Origin of the sequence: Planosporangium mesophilum (assembly GCF_016863255.1) — a bacterium.
GTDB lineage: Bacteria > Actinomycetota > Actinomycetes > Mycobacteriales > Micromonosporaceae > Planosporangium > Planosporangium mesophilum.
This window is the reverse complement of record NZ_BOON01000004.1, coordinates 1-13,445: the sequence shown is the minus strand read 5'-3', so window position 1 is coordinate 13,445 and position 13,445 is coordinate 1. Positions and strand designations below refer to the sequence as shown.

The following is a 13,445-nucleotide window of genomic DNA, read 5'->3' as shown; positions in this document are numbered from 1 at the left end:
ATGCACCACGTCAGTCATGCACCACGTCAGTCATGCACCACGTCAGTCATGCACCACGTCAGTCATGCACCACGTCAGTCATGCACCACGTCAGTGACGACCAAACGGCAGTGACGCCCAAACGGCAGTGACGCCCAGAGAAAGTGGAGTGGCGAGCATGCAGACGCAGACAACGATGCAGACAGCGCAGAACGTCAGCACCGAGGCGCAGCGTTTCAACTGGCTGCTGCGGCGCTTCGCCGCAGGTACCGCTGGGGTGATCGAGGCGATCGCCGTCTCCTCCGACGGCCTGCTCATCGCCGTCTCGGCCACGCTGGAGCGGGCCGACGCCGACCGGCTGGCCGCCATCACCTCCGCGATCAACAGCCTCGCCTCCGGTGCCGCCCGGGTGTACGACCTGGGGACCGCGAACAAGGTCATCATCGATCTGGACCGCGGGTACCTCATGGTGTGCGCGCTCGGAATCGGGTCCTCCCTCGGCGTACTCGCGATGAAGGAGGCCAACCTCGGCGTCCTGGCCTACGAGATGGCCATGTTCGCCAACCGGGCCGGCGATTTCCTGACGCCGCAGCTCGTCGAGGAACTGAAGATCAGCGTCGGGTCCTGACCGCGATGGCGCTGAGCACGATGACAGGCGACGACGACCGGCGGCCACCGGATCCCTCGCGGATCCGGCCGTACGTCGACGGGGTGGTCGAGGTGAGCGGCCAGCCCGCGGAGTATCCGCCGGAGGCGGGCGCCGTGCAGCCCCCGCCGGAAGCTCCGGCGGTACGCCCGTATCTGCTCACCGGGGGACGGGTGCGCCCCCTCGACGCCAGCCTGGAGATCGAGGCTCAGGTGAGGACCACGCCGGCCGGACAGGCCGACGCCGACCGGCTCGCCTTCGAGCACCGCGACATCGTCGTCCTGTGTGAACAGCCGATAGCCATCGCCGAGATCGCCGCCCGGCTCGGCCTGCACCTCAGCGTGGCGCGGGTACTGGCCAGCGATCTGATCGAAGCGGGTTACCTGGTTGTACGCCGGCCGGAGGCCGGGGCGCACCAGAACAAGAAAATCATCGAAAGGGTCATTCGTGGACTCCAAGCCATTTCTTGAGCCCGGGCCGGAGGAGCCGGCCCGTCCGCAGCCGCCGCTGCCGGTGAAGATCGTCGTCGCCGGCGGGTTCGGTGTCGGTAAGACGACCACCGTCTCGGTGATCTCCGAAATCCCGCTGCTCACCACCGAGGCGGCGATGACGGAGGTGGCCGCGGCGATCGACCGCACCGGCCACGTACCGGAGAAGACGACCACGACGGTCGCGCTCGACTTCGGCTGCATCACCATCGACGACGAGATCAAGTTGTACCTGTTCGGCACGCCCGGCCAGGACCGCTTCGGATTCATGTGGCACGACCTGACGCAGGGCGCGCTGGGCGCCCTGGTCATCGTGGACACCCGCCGGCTGGAGGAGTGCTACGCCGCGGTCGACTACTTCGAGCACCACGACATCCCGTTCGTGGTGGCGGCCAACCGGTTCCACGGGAAGCTGGAGCATCACCTCGACGACGTGCGCTGGGCCCTCGCGGTCTCCGACGAGACGCCGCTGATCAGCTTCGACGCCCGGCACCGCCGCTCGGTACGCGACGCCCTGCTGTCCGTACTGCACATGAGCCTGGCGAAGGCCGAATACCCCGGTTAGGTCAGGGGGAGTCGCCGAACCAGCGATAGATCCCGCGCAGCCGGTCGGTCAGGCCCGGGCCGCCGAGCTCCGGCCCGGGCGGTGGAAGCTGCCGCAGCAGCAGGTCGGGCTCGACGTCGAGCGTCGGCGGCCGCTGGGGCAGGGGTACCGGTGACACCCAGTACCTGTCGAGCGTCTGCTCCAGCGGCGGCGTGGCGAGCTCGGCGAGGGCCGGGCCCGCACCGATGGGCACGGGGGGAGCGGGGGTGAAAAGCGCCGCCTCGTCGGCGCCGGTCCGCAGCGCCCGCAGGCGGGACAGAACCGTGTCGCGGTCCCGGCCGCGCCAGTACAGGATCTGGAAGGGATCCGCGTCGAACGCCTCGGCGAGCAGGTAGAACGTGGCGGCCAGGTGCTTGCACGGCACGCTCCAGTCCGGGCAGGAGCACGTCAGGGAGAGGTCCGCCATCGACGCGGGGAACAGCGGTGCCCCGGCGGTGGCGAACACCTCCTCGATCTCGGCCGGCATCTCACCGGCGAGCAGTTGGGCGCCGAACAGCGCCTGCGAGGCGAGCGCCTCCTCGACCCGCTCCCAGACCGCGTCGTCGAACGGCGCCAGGCCGACCGTGACCGCGTAGGGCTTGGGCCGGGAGCCCTGGACCGAGGCGGTCACGACCCCCGGTGTCACGGTCAGTGACAGCACCTGCCCGGCCCGGGCGTACGCGCGGCCTCGGGTGAGCCGGGTGCCCAGCGCGAACGACTCCAGGACGGCGAGGAAGCGCTTCGACCACCAGGACTCGCCGATCGCGCCGCGACCGCTGCGGGCCTTGATGCCGCCCTCGACCTTGCGCGGCTTGCCGAACTCGGAGAAGTTCACTCGACCACCGCCCCGGCCTCCAGGGCGAAGAGCGAACGAAGCTCCGAAGTGGACAGCTCGGTGAGCCACTGCTCGCCGGTACCGACGATCCGCGCCGCCAGGCCGCGCTTGTCCCGGATCATCCCCGAGATCTTCTCCTCGACCGTACCGGCGCAGACGAACTTGCGTACCTGTACCGACCGCTTCTGCCCGATGCGGAACGCCCGGTCGGTGGCCTGGTCCTCCACGGCCGGGTTCCACCACCGGTCGACGTGGACGACGTGGTTGGCGGCGGTCAGGGTCAGGCCGGTACCGCCGGCCTTGAGCGAGAGGACGAACAATGACGGCCCGCCCGGCGACTGGAACCGCGCCACCAACTCGTCGCGCGCGGCCTTCGGCACACCGCCGTGCAGGTACGCCACCTCCCGTGAGAACCGGGCCGACAGGTGGGACCGCAGCATCCCGCCGAACTCTGCGTACTGGGTGAACAGCAGCGCCTTCTCACCGGCCGCGAGGGCCTCGTCCAGGATCTCCTCCAGGCGCTCCAGCTTGCCCGACCGGCCGGCCAGTCGGGTGCCGTCGCGCAGGAATTGGGCCGGGTGGTTGCAGACCTGCTTGAGCTTGGTCATGGTCGCCAGGACCAGGCCCCGCCGCTCGATGCCCTCGGAGTTCTCAATGCGGGCGAGCATGTCGTCGACCACCGCCTGGTACAACGACGCCTGCTCCGCGGTGAGGTTGCAGAGCACCTCCATCTCCAGCTTCTCCGGCAGGTCGGTGATGATCGACTTGTCGGTCTTCACCCGGCGCAGGATGAACGGGCCGGTCAACCGGCGCAGCCGCTCGGCGGCCTCGGCGTCGCCGTGCCGCTCGACCGGCTCGGCGTACTTCTTCTTGAACCCGGCGGCAGGGCCGAGCAGGCCCGGGTTGGCGAACTCCATCAGCGACCACAGGTCGGCCAGCCGGTTCTCCACGGGGGTACCGGTCACCGCCACCCGGTGCCGGGCGGGCAGTGACCGTACGGCCACGGCCTGCCGGGTGGCGGCGTTCTTGATCGCCTGCGCCTCGTCGACCACCAGGCGGTGCCAGTCGATCTCAGCCAGCGCGGCGGCGTCCCGCGCGGCGAGCGAGTACGTGGTGACGACCAGGTCCGCGTCCCGTACCGCCGCGAGGAACGCGTCACCGCGCGCCCGTTCGGCGCCGTGATGGACGTGTACCCGCAGGTCCGGCGCGAACTTCGCCGCCTCCCGCTGCCAGTTGCCGACCAGCGACATCGGGCACACCAGCAGCGTCGGGCCGACTTCGGCTGCGTCGGACGCCATCAGCGCCAGCAGCTGGATCGTCTTGCCCAGCCCCATGTCGTCGGCGAGGATGCCGCCGAGGCCCAGCGACTGCAGGAACGCCAGCCAGGCGACGCCGCGCTCCTGGTACGGGCGCAGTGTCCCGTTGAAGTCGGGTGGTGCGGCGACCGGCGCGAGGTGCCGGTCGGCCTTTCCGGAGAGCAGTTCGGAGAGCCAGCCGTCGGCGCTGACGCCGGTGACCGGCAGCCCGGCCGGCGCGGTGTCCGGGGACGCGGCGATCCGCAGCAGTTCGATCACGTCCGCCCGGCCGTGGCCGTTGGCGCGCAGCAACTTCACGCCGTTGGCCAGCCGCTTGGCGTCGACCTGCACCCACTGGCCGCGCAGCCGTACCAGCGGCGCGTTGAGCGAGGTGAGCGCCTCCAGCTCCTCTGCGGAGAGCGGGTCGTCGCCGAGGGCCAGCTCCCAGCGGTACTCGACGATCGCCTGCTGGCCGAGCGCGCTCTTGGCGGCGACGGTGCCCGGCGCGGTGGGCGAGGAGGCGGACAGCCGTACCCCCAGCCGCGCCGACGGCCGGCCCCACCAGGACGGCAGCAGCACCCCGAACCCGGCGGCGGCGAGCACGGGAGCGCCCTCGGTGAGGAACCCGTACGCGCCGTCGGCGCCGAGGGTCAGCGCGGACGGCCGTGCCTCCCGCAGCGCGTCGACGATCGGCGGGTACAGCCGGCTGGCCCGGCCCAGCTCGGCCAGGAGCGTCTCCTGCGGCGAATCGATGCGCCGGGCGAGCGCCTTCAGGGCGCCCCGGGAACGCCAGACCCGTTCCGCGTCGACGACCATGCTCGGCTGGTCGGCCACCTGCAGCGCGAGCTGCAGTTCCCAGTCGGGCTCCTCGGCGTCCTCCTGCGGCTCGACGAGCCGGAAACACGCGCGTACCGGGCCGCCGACCGCGTCGCGCTGCCATTCGGCCAGCTCCCGGGTGAGCCGGTCCAGCTCGGCGGGGTGCGCGGAGAACCGGCGCCCGGGTCCGGTCAGGGCCGCCAGCCAGGCCTCGGCGGCCGTGCGTGGTTGCTGTCCGATGGTCGGGTACGAGCTGAGCGCGGCCCGCGCGGCGGCGTCGACCAGCGCGTCGAGCGCGGTGGCGAGCACGCTCCGGGCCGTGACCTCGCTGGCCCTGACCCCGGGCCCGGTGCCGGCCGTCACCTCCGCCCGGCCGGCCGGCGGCAGCGCGAGGGCGAGCGACTGTACCCAGGCGGCGTCGGCGCCGGCGAGGACCGGTCGCCACGACGCCATCGGCCCCGGCTCGGCCGTCGGGAGCAGCCGGCCCCGGGCGACCAGGTCGCCGGCGAACTCGACCACCGCGCCGAGGTGCCGGACGGTGGCGCCGGGGGTCAGCTCACCGGCGCTCTCCGCTTCGTTGAGGGTACGCACGATCCTGAGCGCCTCGTCCGGCTCGTACTCCAGCGTCGGCACCAGCCACCCGCTCAGGGTGACCCGCGCCGAGGTGATCTCGTCGCGGACGAACTGGGGCGAGGCTACCGGGGCACCGCCGGCGGTGGGCAGCAGGAGCTCGACGGTGCCGGGGACTCCGACCGCGCCGAGGGCAGCGATCAACGTGCCGTGCGCTGCCGCGTACGGGTGGGGCTGCCGGCTGGGCCGGCGGCCGCGCCGGGCCGCCGGGGCGGGCAGCGCGGCGTCCTCGGCCCAGAGTGCGAGCCGGCCGGTGGATCGCCACAGACCGTGGACCACCAGCACCGATGCCACCCCCCTGAACAGACCGCACAAGCATAGGGCGGTGTATTCAGGGGATGGCGTCTACCGCCGGTCGGGGTGTGCGCGTCTGGTCGCGGCGATTCCCAGCCCGATCATGGCGGCCCCGAGGATGAAGTGCAGCCAGTTGTCCGGGTTGTTGACCGGGATGAAGTTGGCCGGGCTGCCGAGGTTGATGACCAGCCCGTACAGCCATAGCGCCAGGTACACCGCGCCGCCGCCGATCAGGTACAGCCGCGCGGTGTCCGAGTCCCGGGACATCGCCACCCCGGCCAGGCCGAACAGCACATGGACGATGTTGTGGAGGATCGAGACCTGGAAGATTCCCAGCAGCAGGGCCCCGGAGTGGTGCCCCGCGAAGGTCATACTGCCGTAGTTGGTGGTGATGCCGGGGATGAAGCCGAGGACGCCGACGACCAGGAAGATCACGCCGAACGTCAGGGCGACTCGTTGTACCAGCGGGCGGGCTCCCGCTCGCGGGTGGGGAACGCTGACCATGTACGCCTCACCTCCTGCGGTGGACGGGCTGCGGGCCTTCGATTCCCGGTACGACGACCGGCAAACGGGTACCGGTCGTTCATGGCACGGTTCTCGGTCGCGGCGTCCGGTGAGTGGATCGACGACGACGGCGTACGCCAGCCCGCCGGCGAGGTGCACGGCTGGGTACCCGGTACCAACCAGACGGTGTGCGGGCTGGCCCTGAGCCGGTCCCGGCTGCGCCGGTTTTCTCATGTGAACTGGGAGTACGCGTCGACCGACGTGCTGACCGAGGCCGACCGGGTCGGCTGGATCTGTCCGCGCTGCACCGCGGCGGCCGGCCGGTCGCGGACGGACCGGCGCTCCTGGAGCCGGGTCAACCCCCGCCCGTGACCGGGGTTGCGGGCAGCCACCGCTCCGGGTTGCGCAGGGTCCGGAAGGTGATCGAGTACCGCAGGTGCGGCACCGCCGGGATGCTGTGCTGCCAGACCGACCGGGCGGCCCCGCCGAGCAGGTACACCGACCGGGGCACCAGCTCCTGCTCGTAGACGTACCGGGAGTCCCCGGCGCGGCGCTGGAACCGCATCGGGCACGGCGCCAGCAGCGAGACCCCGGCGATCACCGGGCCGAACATGGGCGCGTCCCGGTGCCAACCGATCGTCGCCCCCGGCGGGTACCGGGTGACCAGGGACTGCGCGAGCTCCTCCGGGGCGACCCCGGCGAGGTCGGCGCACCGGTGGCGCAGCCACCGCAGCGGCTCCGGCAGCGGGTCCGTCGGTACGAGCTGCCACGACTCGTACCCGTAGTCCAGGTCGTAGTGGCGCACCGTGCGCCGGGCGACCTGGCCGTGCATCCGTACCTCGTGGAACTCGACCTCGTCCAGCAGGCCGAGGATCGACCGCTCCTCCGCCTCGTCGAGCACGTCCGGCCGGTAGACCAGCCCTTCGGGGTACTCCGGGATGCCGCGCATCCGCCCCGTCATCCGACCCCCCTACCCATGATCACGGAGAGTTTGTGTCGCCAGGGCAGCGCAAACTCTTCGTGATCAGGGGCTGGAGCCCGCGCTGAGCGCGCGTTCGAGCCAGGTGAGGCGCAGGTCGCGCGCGGTGGCGCGCGCCGCCTCCAGCAGGGCCTCGCGCTCCGGCCCCGCCGCCAGCTCACCGGCGAGCGTCTGCTGGGCCGCGGCGACCTGGGGAAGCGCGCCGATCGAGGCGCGCAGGTACAGCGACCGGCGCAGCAGCGCGATGCCGGTTTCCCGGTCCCGGTCCTGTAGCAGGTGGGCGCCCTGGTGCCGGGCGGTGTACGAGGCCAGCAGCCGGTCGTTCTCGGCCCGGGCGACGGCGTGGGCCCGCGCGTACCGCTCGGCCGCGGTCTCCCGGTCGCCGTCGATGTTGTCCGCGAGCACACCGAGCCAGAACGTCGCCCACCCGTACAGCCGCGGGTCCCGGGCGGCGCGAGCGAGATCGGTTGCGGGGTCCGTCCCGGGGTCGGTCGTCACCCCGGCTCCGGCGGGGAAGAGCAGTTTCCAGTACCCGAGTTGGCCGCGCAGCAGGGCGGCGAGCGACGCGTACCCGGCGTGCGCCGCAGCCTCGATCGCCGCCTCCGCCTCCGCGCAGCCCAGCAACTGCCACAGGTAGCGGTCGACGAGGATCTCGGCGCGCAGGTTGGCCGCGTCGGCCGGTACGACCGACAGCGCGAGGTCCCACTGGCCGGCGCGCCGCAGGTGGCGGGCGACCGCGAGGTCTGCGGGGGAGGGCACAGCGACATCCAACCACGGCGATACCGGTGCGCCGGTGAAAATCGGATGCGTCGAACGGGTGACGGCTGTTAGCGTTCCCCGCATGATCCTCTGAGGACGATCCCCGCGTAGCTGATCCAGCGCGCTTCGCGCCCGCCGCCTTCGCGCCGCCGGCGCTCGTACCCGCCGCCGTGCGCGGCTGTCTCATCGCTGACCGGTCCCGTCACGGGGACGGGTCACGCCTCTGTCATCGCGCCTGAAGGGGATTTCGCCATGCCTGACGACAACGATTCGACGCCGCCGTCGGAGGAGCCGCCGTCGGAGGAGCGGCCGTCGGAGGATCTGCCGAACCGCGCCGAGCGCCGCCGGCGCGGTAAGGACACCTCGTCCGCGCAGCCGTCCGGGAAGGTCCGGGACACCGGCCGCCGCAACGCGGTACAGGGGCCTCGCCACTGGTCGGTGCGGCGCGGCGGTTGATGTTCGTGGTGCCCGGGAGCGCTGGCGCTCCCGGGCACCGGTCAGACGCGTCTGCGTGCCCCGGGTCCGGGTCGCGAGGTGACGTCGCGCGGCGAGTCGACGTCGTGGCCGGCGGTGCAGCGCAGCGGCACCACCACCGGGGCGCCGCAGTCGCGGTGGACCAGTTCGACGGGGGAGCCCTCCGGATCGGCCAGGTACCGGTCGCCCCACGCCAGTACGGAGCAGAGCACCGGGTACAGGTCGAACCCCTTCTCGGTCAGGCGGTACTCGGTGCGGGTGCGCAACCCCTGCTCGCGGTACGGCTCACGGCGCAGGATGCCCTCGGTGACGAGCCGGTCGAGCCGGTTGGTCAGCACCTGCCGGGGGATGCCGGTGCGTACCCGCATCTGGTCGAACCGGCGAATGCCGAGGAAGACCTCGCGCAGCACGATGAACGTCCACTTCTCGCCCAGGGTCGCCATGGCACGGGCGACCGTGCAGTTGTCGACGGACCACATCAGCGCGGGAGGTTCCACACAGTCAGGCTAGGTCTCATTGACAGACCCAGCAAGGGGTGGAACTCTCCGTCCATGAGCGAGACTCAGGGTGCCGTCAGGACCCGTACGTACACGTGGGAGGACCCCAGCGCCAGCGTGGCGGCCATGGCAGGCCGCACCGGGCTGGAGATCCTCCAGGCCATCGGCGCCGGTGAGCTACCGCAACCGCCGGTGATGCGCACGCTCGGCATGAGCGGTGTCGAGGTCGAGGAGGGGCGGATCGTGTTCCGCCTGCAGCCGCAGGAGTTCCATTACAACCCGCTGGGCAGCATGCACGGCGGCGTCCTGGCCACGCTGCTCGACTCCGCCGCCGCCTGCGCGGTACAGACCACGCTGCCGGCCGGCACCGGGTACACGTCGCTGGATCTCAACACCAAATTCCTGCGGCCGGTCACCGTGGGCTCGGGGATGCTGCGGTGCGAGGGGATCGTGCTGTCACGGGGCAAGCGGACCGCCCTGGCCCAGGCTCAGGTGCTCGACGACGCCGATCGGCTGATCGCCCACGCGACGTCGTCCTGCATGATCTTCCCGATCGATTCCGCCGCCCAGGGACACCGGGCCTAGCGTTCCGCGCGGCCTCCTTCACGGGGGTATTAAGGAGGGGGCCACCCGACGGCTGCGGCGCGTCGTGGCCAGGCAACCGGTTCAAGGGAGGATCATGGAGTACCGCTCTTTCGGGCGTACCGGCGTACAGGTGAGCGCCCTGACCCTCGGCGCCATGAACTTCGGCGCGTGGGGCAACCCGGACCAGGACGATTCCATCCGCATCATCCACCGCGCCCTGGACGCGGGGATCAACGTCATCGACACCGCCGACGTCTATTCGCAGGGCGAGTCGGAGGAGATCGTCGGCAAGGCGCTCGCCGGTGGGCAGCGTGACGACGTCTTCCTGGCCACGAAGTTCCACGGCCAGATGGGTGAGGAGCGCAACCGCCGCGGCAACTCGCGGCGCTGGATCATCCGGGAGGTGGAGGACAGCCTGCGTCGGCTGCGCACCGACTGGATCGACCTGTACCAGGTACATCGTCCGGACCCCGACACCGACTTCGACGACACCCTGGGCGCGCTCAGCGACCTCGTGCACCAGGGCAAGATCCGCTACATCGGTACGTCCACGTTCGAGCCGTCCTCCATCGTCGAAGGACAGTGGATCGCCGAGCGGCGCGGCCGGGAGCGGGTGGTCAGCGAGCAGCCGCCGTACTCGATCCTCGTCCGCGGTATCGAGCGCGACATGCTCCCGGTCGCCCAGCGGTACGGCCTGGCAGTCATCCCGTGGAGTCCGCTGGCCGGCGGCTGGCTGGCCGGGCGCTACCGGCCGGGCCAGCAGGCTTCCAAGCGGGCCGAACGCATCCCGGCGCGGTACGACGCCTCCAACCCGGCGAACGCCCCGAAGGCCGAGGCGGTGGAGCAGCTGGCCGCGCTCGCCGAGGAGGCCGGGTTGTCGCTGATCCACCTGGCGCTGGCGTTCGTGCTCGAGCACCCGGCCGTCACGTCGGCGATCATCGGTCCTCGCACGATGGAGCAGTTGGAGTCGCAGCTCGGTGCCGAGAAGGTGAGGCTGACACCGGACGTGCTGGACCGGATCGACGAGATCGTGCCGCCCGGCGTCAACCTCAACCCGGCCGACGCCGGCTACCAGCCGCCGTCGCTGACCGACGCGCGCCGGCGTCGCCGCTGAGCCAGCCGCAGTCCGAAACAGGCGATGGCCTGGAAGGCACCCGCCTTCCAGGCCATCGCGTACTCCGGGGGGAGTCAGCGGTGCAGGAGCTGAGCCAGTTCGTACGACCAGATGCCGCGCCCGTGCGTCGCCGCGTACAGCTTCGTCCCGAACGGACCGGTCTTGACCTGCATCGTCGCCGTGGTCGGCAGGTTGGTGCCGAGCACCGTCCAGTCGCTCTTGCCCGGGGCCCGGTAGAAGACCCCGAGGTCGGTACCGAGGACGAGCCCACCGCCCCAGATCATCTTCACCGAGTCGGCCGGTACGTCCGGCAGGTTGGCGGAGATGTCGGTCCAGGTCGCACCGGCGTCACGGGACTCGAAGAGGTGACCCACGCCGGCCCCGGGGCCCTCGGTCCACCGGCGGCTGAAGCCGTTGATCGCCACGAAGACGTGGCCGGCGTTGGCCGGGTCGACCTCGAAGCCGGAGATGTACCGGTTGGGTAGCTGGCCCTCGACCGGCAGGGTGAGCTGGCGCCAGCCGGTGCCGTCCGTCTTCCCGACGGCGATGCCGCGGGTGAAGCCCTGGTTGTTGCAGGGGCCGCACCAGCCGACGTAGACCATGCCGCCGGAGGCCGCGACCGCGGTGGCCACGTGGCCGGCGCCGAGGTCGAACACGTTGGTCCAGTCGTCGCCGGACTGGATGTTCCATCCCTTGTGCTGCACCCACACGTGCTGGCCACCGGCGACCCAGGTCTTGGAGTTCTTGGCGTCGTAGGTGAACGGTGCGATGAACCGCGCGAGGCCCTCGTCCGCGTCCGGCGGCGCCACCTCGCGGCTGGTTGCCTTCGACGGGTCGGTGGTCCAGGAGCCGTCGTTGACCGCGCAGTTGTTGGTCACGTACATCGCGAGGTAGACGTACTCCTCGGCGATGTTGCAGCCGTTGGTCGGGTCGACGATGGTGTCGCCGCCGTCGCCGCCGAAGTTGGAGCCCATCACGTGATCGCCGGGGCGTTTGATGGACTGGCCGTTGTCCTGGAGGCCGCCGCTGACCGCGACGCCGACGTTCTTGTTGTAGCGGTCCAGGCCGACGCCGACCGAGTAGTACTGGAGCACGTCCATCGTGCCGTCGTTCAGCGGGGTCCAGTCGGTGGCGTGGCCCGAGGGGTCGGCCTTGCCGCGCACCGGGCGCCGGTACGTGCCGCCGTCGTTGCCGACGATGACGTACGACGTGCCGTTGTGCTTGCCGATCGCGACCGAGTGCTGGTCGGGGTGGGTGGTCTGGTGGCAGTCACCCGTCTGCTTCTTCGGGTCGATGCTCCAGCAGTCGAAGCCGAAGTTCCAGTACGGCCCCGGCACGGTCCAGGTGGCGCCGGCGTCGGCTGTCTCGAAGACCTCCTCCAGACCCAGGTAGACGTGCTTCGGGTCGGCCGGGTCCACCTGCAGGAACTGGTTGTACCAGGACTGGATGCCCGGCATGTAGCCGGCGCCGGTCAGCGCCGAGCCGGAGGCGGCGAGCTTCTTGTAGTCGGCGATCTGCTTCCACGGCCCGGACGGCGACCCGCTGTCGGACACGTACACGCCCAGCAGGCCGCTGTCCGGGTTGCTGGCCATCACCGCAGGCGACTGCTCGATCGCGTAGTACTTCGAGCCGTCGGCCGAGGCGACCCAGGTGACCGCGCCGACGTTGGCGGGGTCGCTGGCGATGTCACCGGCGAGCGTGGTGCGCTGCCAGGTGCCGCCCTGCTTGGTGTAGAAGCCGTTGTACGTGTCACCGCTGCGCCAGCCGACCGCGAGGATCACCTTCGACGGGTCCTTCGGGTCGAAGGCGATGTCATTGGCGATGTTCTTGTACGGGGCGTTGGGGTCCGTGGCGAGCGGGCCGCCCGGCAGGTAGCCGGGGTTCGGTGCGAACTCCAGCGTCCACGGGCTGGACAGGTCGGTGGTGGAGTGGCTCCACACGCCGCGGTTGGTCGCAGCCCACACCCGGTCGCCGTTGAAGCGCAGGACCCGGATGATCGTGCTCTCCAGCTCGGCGCCGCCGACGCGGCTGCCCGGCTGGAACTCGCCCTTGCGCGGGTCGGCGAGCAGGTACACGCCGGAGCCGATGAAGGCCGTCGAGCTGGTGTTGGCTTCGCCGGTGGCGTACCAGAGCCGACCCCTGCCGTCCAGGCGCAGGTCGCCGGTCGCGACCGAGGGGAGCTTGTCGGAGATCGGCTCCCACGCGCCGCCGCCGGTACGGGACCGGAAGACACCGCCGTTCGCGGCGCCGGCGTACACGTAGCCGGCGTCGTCGGCCGCGAGGCCGGTGACCCGGCCGCTGACCAGGCCGGCGCCGCCCGAGGAGTTGGAGTTGAGGTCCCGGTAGCGGGGGTCGTCGGAGTTGTACGGCAGCGCGGTCTCGTCGGTCCAGCGGCCGCCGGTCCGGCGCAGCGACTGCATCTGCGCCCAGGCGGCCGAGTACGCGCCGGGTGCGACCACGCCGGGGGCGTAGCGGGCCTCGGCGTACTGGTCGGCCCCTTCCTGGATCTCGCTCTCGCCCTCTTCTTCCTCGCCGGGGCCGAAGGCGTGCACCGTGCCCGAGGAGTTGACGTGGCGGTGCGCGGTCGTGGCGAGCAGGTCGGCGTGGTGTGGCCGAGGGCTCGGCTTCGCCGCGGCGGCCGGGATTCCGGTCAGGCCCAACGCGACAACCGACAAGGTACCGACAATTGCGAATCTTCTGCGCCGAGTACGCAAGAATCCGGGCGACAATGCCACTCCCAAATCCACAAGGGTGCGCTGGTAAGAATTGCAGCGCCTACTCGCCGCATATTTGAGTAATGCGAGCAGGAATGGGAGACGGCTAGGGTGCGGGATAGGGTCGAACGAGGGGCGTCATGGTGCGGACTCTTCGTCAAAGAGCCATGAAAATCGCGTCATCTCTGGCGGTGTCGGCAGCGTTTCTCGCCCTGTCCGGCTGCGCGACGTCACGCCCGCCGATCTCGGCGGG

The 13,445-nt window shown here is 71.1% G+C and carries 14 protein-coding genes; 7 read left to right on the top strand and 7 right to left on the bottom strand.

What is annotated here, in order from left to right; all coding sequences use genetic code 11:
• Positions 1-157: 157 nt before the first annotated feature.
• The 3 genes from Pme01_RS02480 to Pme01_RS02470 are packed head-to-tail and all read left to right on the top strand — an operon-like array spanning position 158 to position 1,678.
• Positions 158-607 (top strand): roadblock/LC7 domain-containing protein, encoded by a 450-nt coding sequence (locus Pme01_RS02480; protein WP_203935394.1) that lies wholly within the window; start codon positions 158-160, stop codon positions 605-607.
• 20 nt (positions 608-627) lie between these two features.
• Positions 628-1,095: a DUF742 domain-containing protein gene (locus Pme01_RS02475; protein ID WP_168112862.1), complete on the top strand. Its 468-nt coding sequence runs from the start codon at positions 628-630 to the stop codon at positions 1,093-1,095.
• On the top strand, positions 1,073-1,678 hold the full coding sequence (locus tag Pme01_RS02470; protein WP_168112863.1) for a GTP-binding protein: 606 nt from the start codon (positions 1,073-1,075) through the stop codon (positions 1,676-1,678). The genes Pme01_RS02475 and Pme01_RS02470 overlap by 23 nt, the downstream gene beginning before the upstream one ends.
• 1 nt (position 1,679) lies before the next feature.
• On the opposite strand, the gene Pme01_RS02465 is transcribed toward Pme01_RS02470, so the two are convergent.
• From Pme01_RS02465 to Pme01_RS02455, 3 genes are read right to left on the bottom strand one after another with little or no spacing between them, the layout of a single operon-like run.
• Entirely contained in the window at positions 1,680-2,531 is an 852-nt protein-coding gene (locus Pme01_RS02465) for an SWIM zinc finger family protein (protein WP_168112864.1), read from the bottom strand.
• Positions 2,528-5,557: a DEAD/DEAH box helicase gene (locus Pme01_RS02460; RefSeq protein WP_168113402.1), complete on the bottom strand. Its 3,030-nt coding sequence runs from the start codon at positions 5,555-5,557 to the stop codon at positions 2,528-2,530. Before Pme01_RS02460 ends, Pme01_RS02465 begins: the two co-directional genes overlap by 4 nt.
• Before the next feature lie 60 nt (positions 5,558-5,617).
• Positions 5,618-6,070: a DUF4383 domain-containing protein gene (locus tag Pme01_RS02455; RefSeq protein ID WP_168112865.1), complete on the bottom strand. Its 453-nt coding sequence runs from the start codon at positions 6,068-6,070 to the stop codon at positions 5,618-5,620.
• A gap of 81 nt (positions 6,071-6,151) precedes the next feature.
• Here Pme01_RS02455 and Pme01_RS02450 point away from each other — a divergent pair, with 81 nt between their 5' ends.
• Positions 6,152-6,442, top strand: coding sequence for a hypothetical protein (locus Pme01_RS02450; protein WP_168112866.1), 291 nt, complete (start codon positions 6,152-6,154; stop codon positions 6,440-6,442).
• Here Pme01_RS02450 and Pme01_RS02445 read toward each other — a convergent pair.
• Together Pme01_RS02445 and Pme01_RS02440 are read right to left on the bottom strand one after the other, a co-directional pair.
• A complete protein-coding gene (locus tag Pme01_RS02445) occupies positions 6,426-7,031 on the bottom strand; it encodes an alpha-ketoglutarate-dependent dioxygenase AlkB (protein ID WP_168112867.1) in 606 nt (201 codons plus the stop codon). The two genes, Pme01_RS02450 and Pme01_RS02445, sit on opposite strands and share 17 nt — an antisense overlap.
• Before the next feature lie 63 nt (positions 7,032-7,094).
• Positions 7,095-7,808: a hypothetical protein gene (locus Pme01_RS02440; RefSeq protein WP_168112868.1), complete on the bottom strand. Its 714-nt coding sequence runs from the start codon at positions 7,806-7,808 to the stop codon at positions 7,095-7,097.
• Between the two features lie 252 nt (positions 7,809-8,060).
• Between Pme01_RS02440 and Pme01_RS02435 the strand changes: the two genes are divergently transcribed.
• Positions 8,061-8,264 carry a hypothetical protein gene (locus tag Pme01_RS02435; RefSeq protein WP_168112869.1) on the top strand — a complete coding sequence of 68 codons (204 nt, stop codon included), beginning with the start codon at positions 8,061-8,063 and terminating at the stop codon, positions 8,262-8,264.
• A gap of 41 nt (positions 8,265-8,305) precedes the next feature.
• Here the strand turns inward: Pme01_RS02435 and Pme01_RS02430 are convergent, their stop codons facing one another.
• On the bottom strand, positions 8,306-8,779 hold the full coding sequence (locus Pme01_RS02430; RefSeq protein ID WP_168112870.1) for a winged helix-turn-helix transcriptional regulator: 474 nt from the start codon (positions 8,777-8,779) through the stop codon (positions 8,306-8,308).
• Positions 8,780-8,833: 54 nt separating this feature from the next.
• Between Pme01_RS02430 and Pme01_RS02425 the strand changes: the two genes are divergently transcribed.
• Together Pme01_RS02425 and Pme01_RS02420 are read left to right on the top strand one after the other, a co-directional pair.
• Positions 8,834-9,364 (top strand): PaaI family thioesterase, encoded by a 531-nt coding sequence (locus Pme01_RS02425; protein WP_168112871.1) that lies wholly within the window; start codon positions 8,834-8,836, stop codon positions 9,362-9,364.
• Between the two features lie 94 nt (positions 9,365-9,458).
• Positions 9,459-10,478 carry an aldo/keto reductase gene (locus Pme01_RS02420; RefSeq protein WP_203935393.1) on the top strand — a complete coding sequence of 340 codons (1,020 nt, stop codon included), beginning with the start codon at positions 9,459-9,461 and terminating at the stop codon, positions 10,476-10,478.
• Between the two features lie 74 nt (positions 10,479-10,552).
• Here the strand turns inward: Pme01_RS02420 and Pme01_RS02415 are convergent, their stop codons facing one another.
• Entirely contained in the window at positions 10,553-13,138 is a 2,586-nt protein-coding gene (locus Pme01_RS02415) for a glycosyl hydrolase (RefSeq protein WP_203935392.1), read from the bottom strand.
• Positions 13,139-13,445 lie beyond the last annotated feature (307 nt).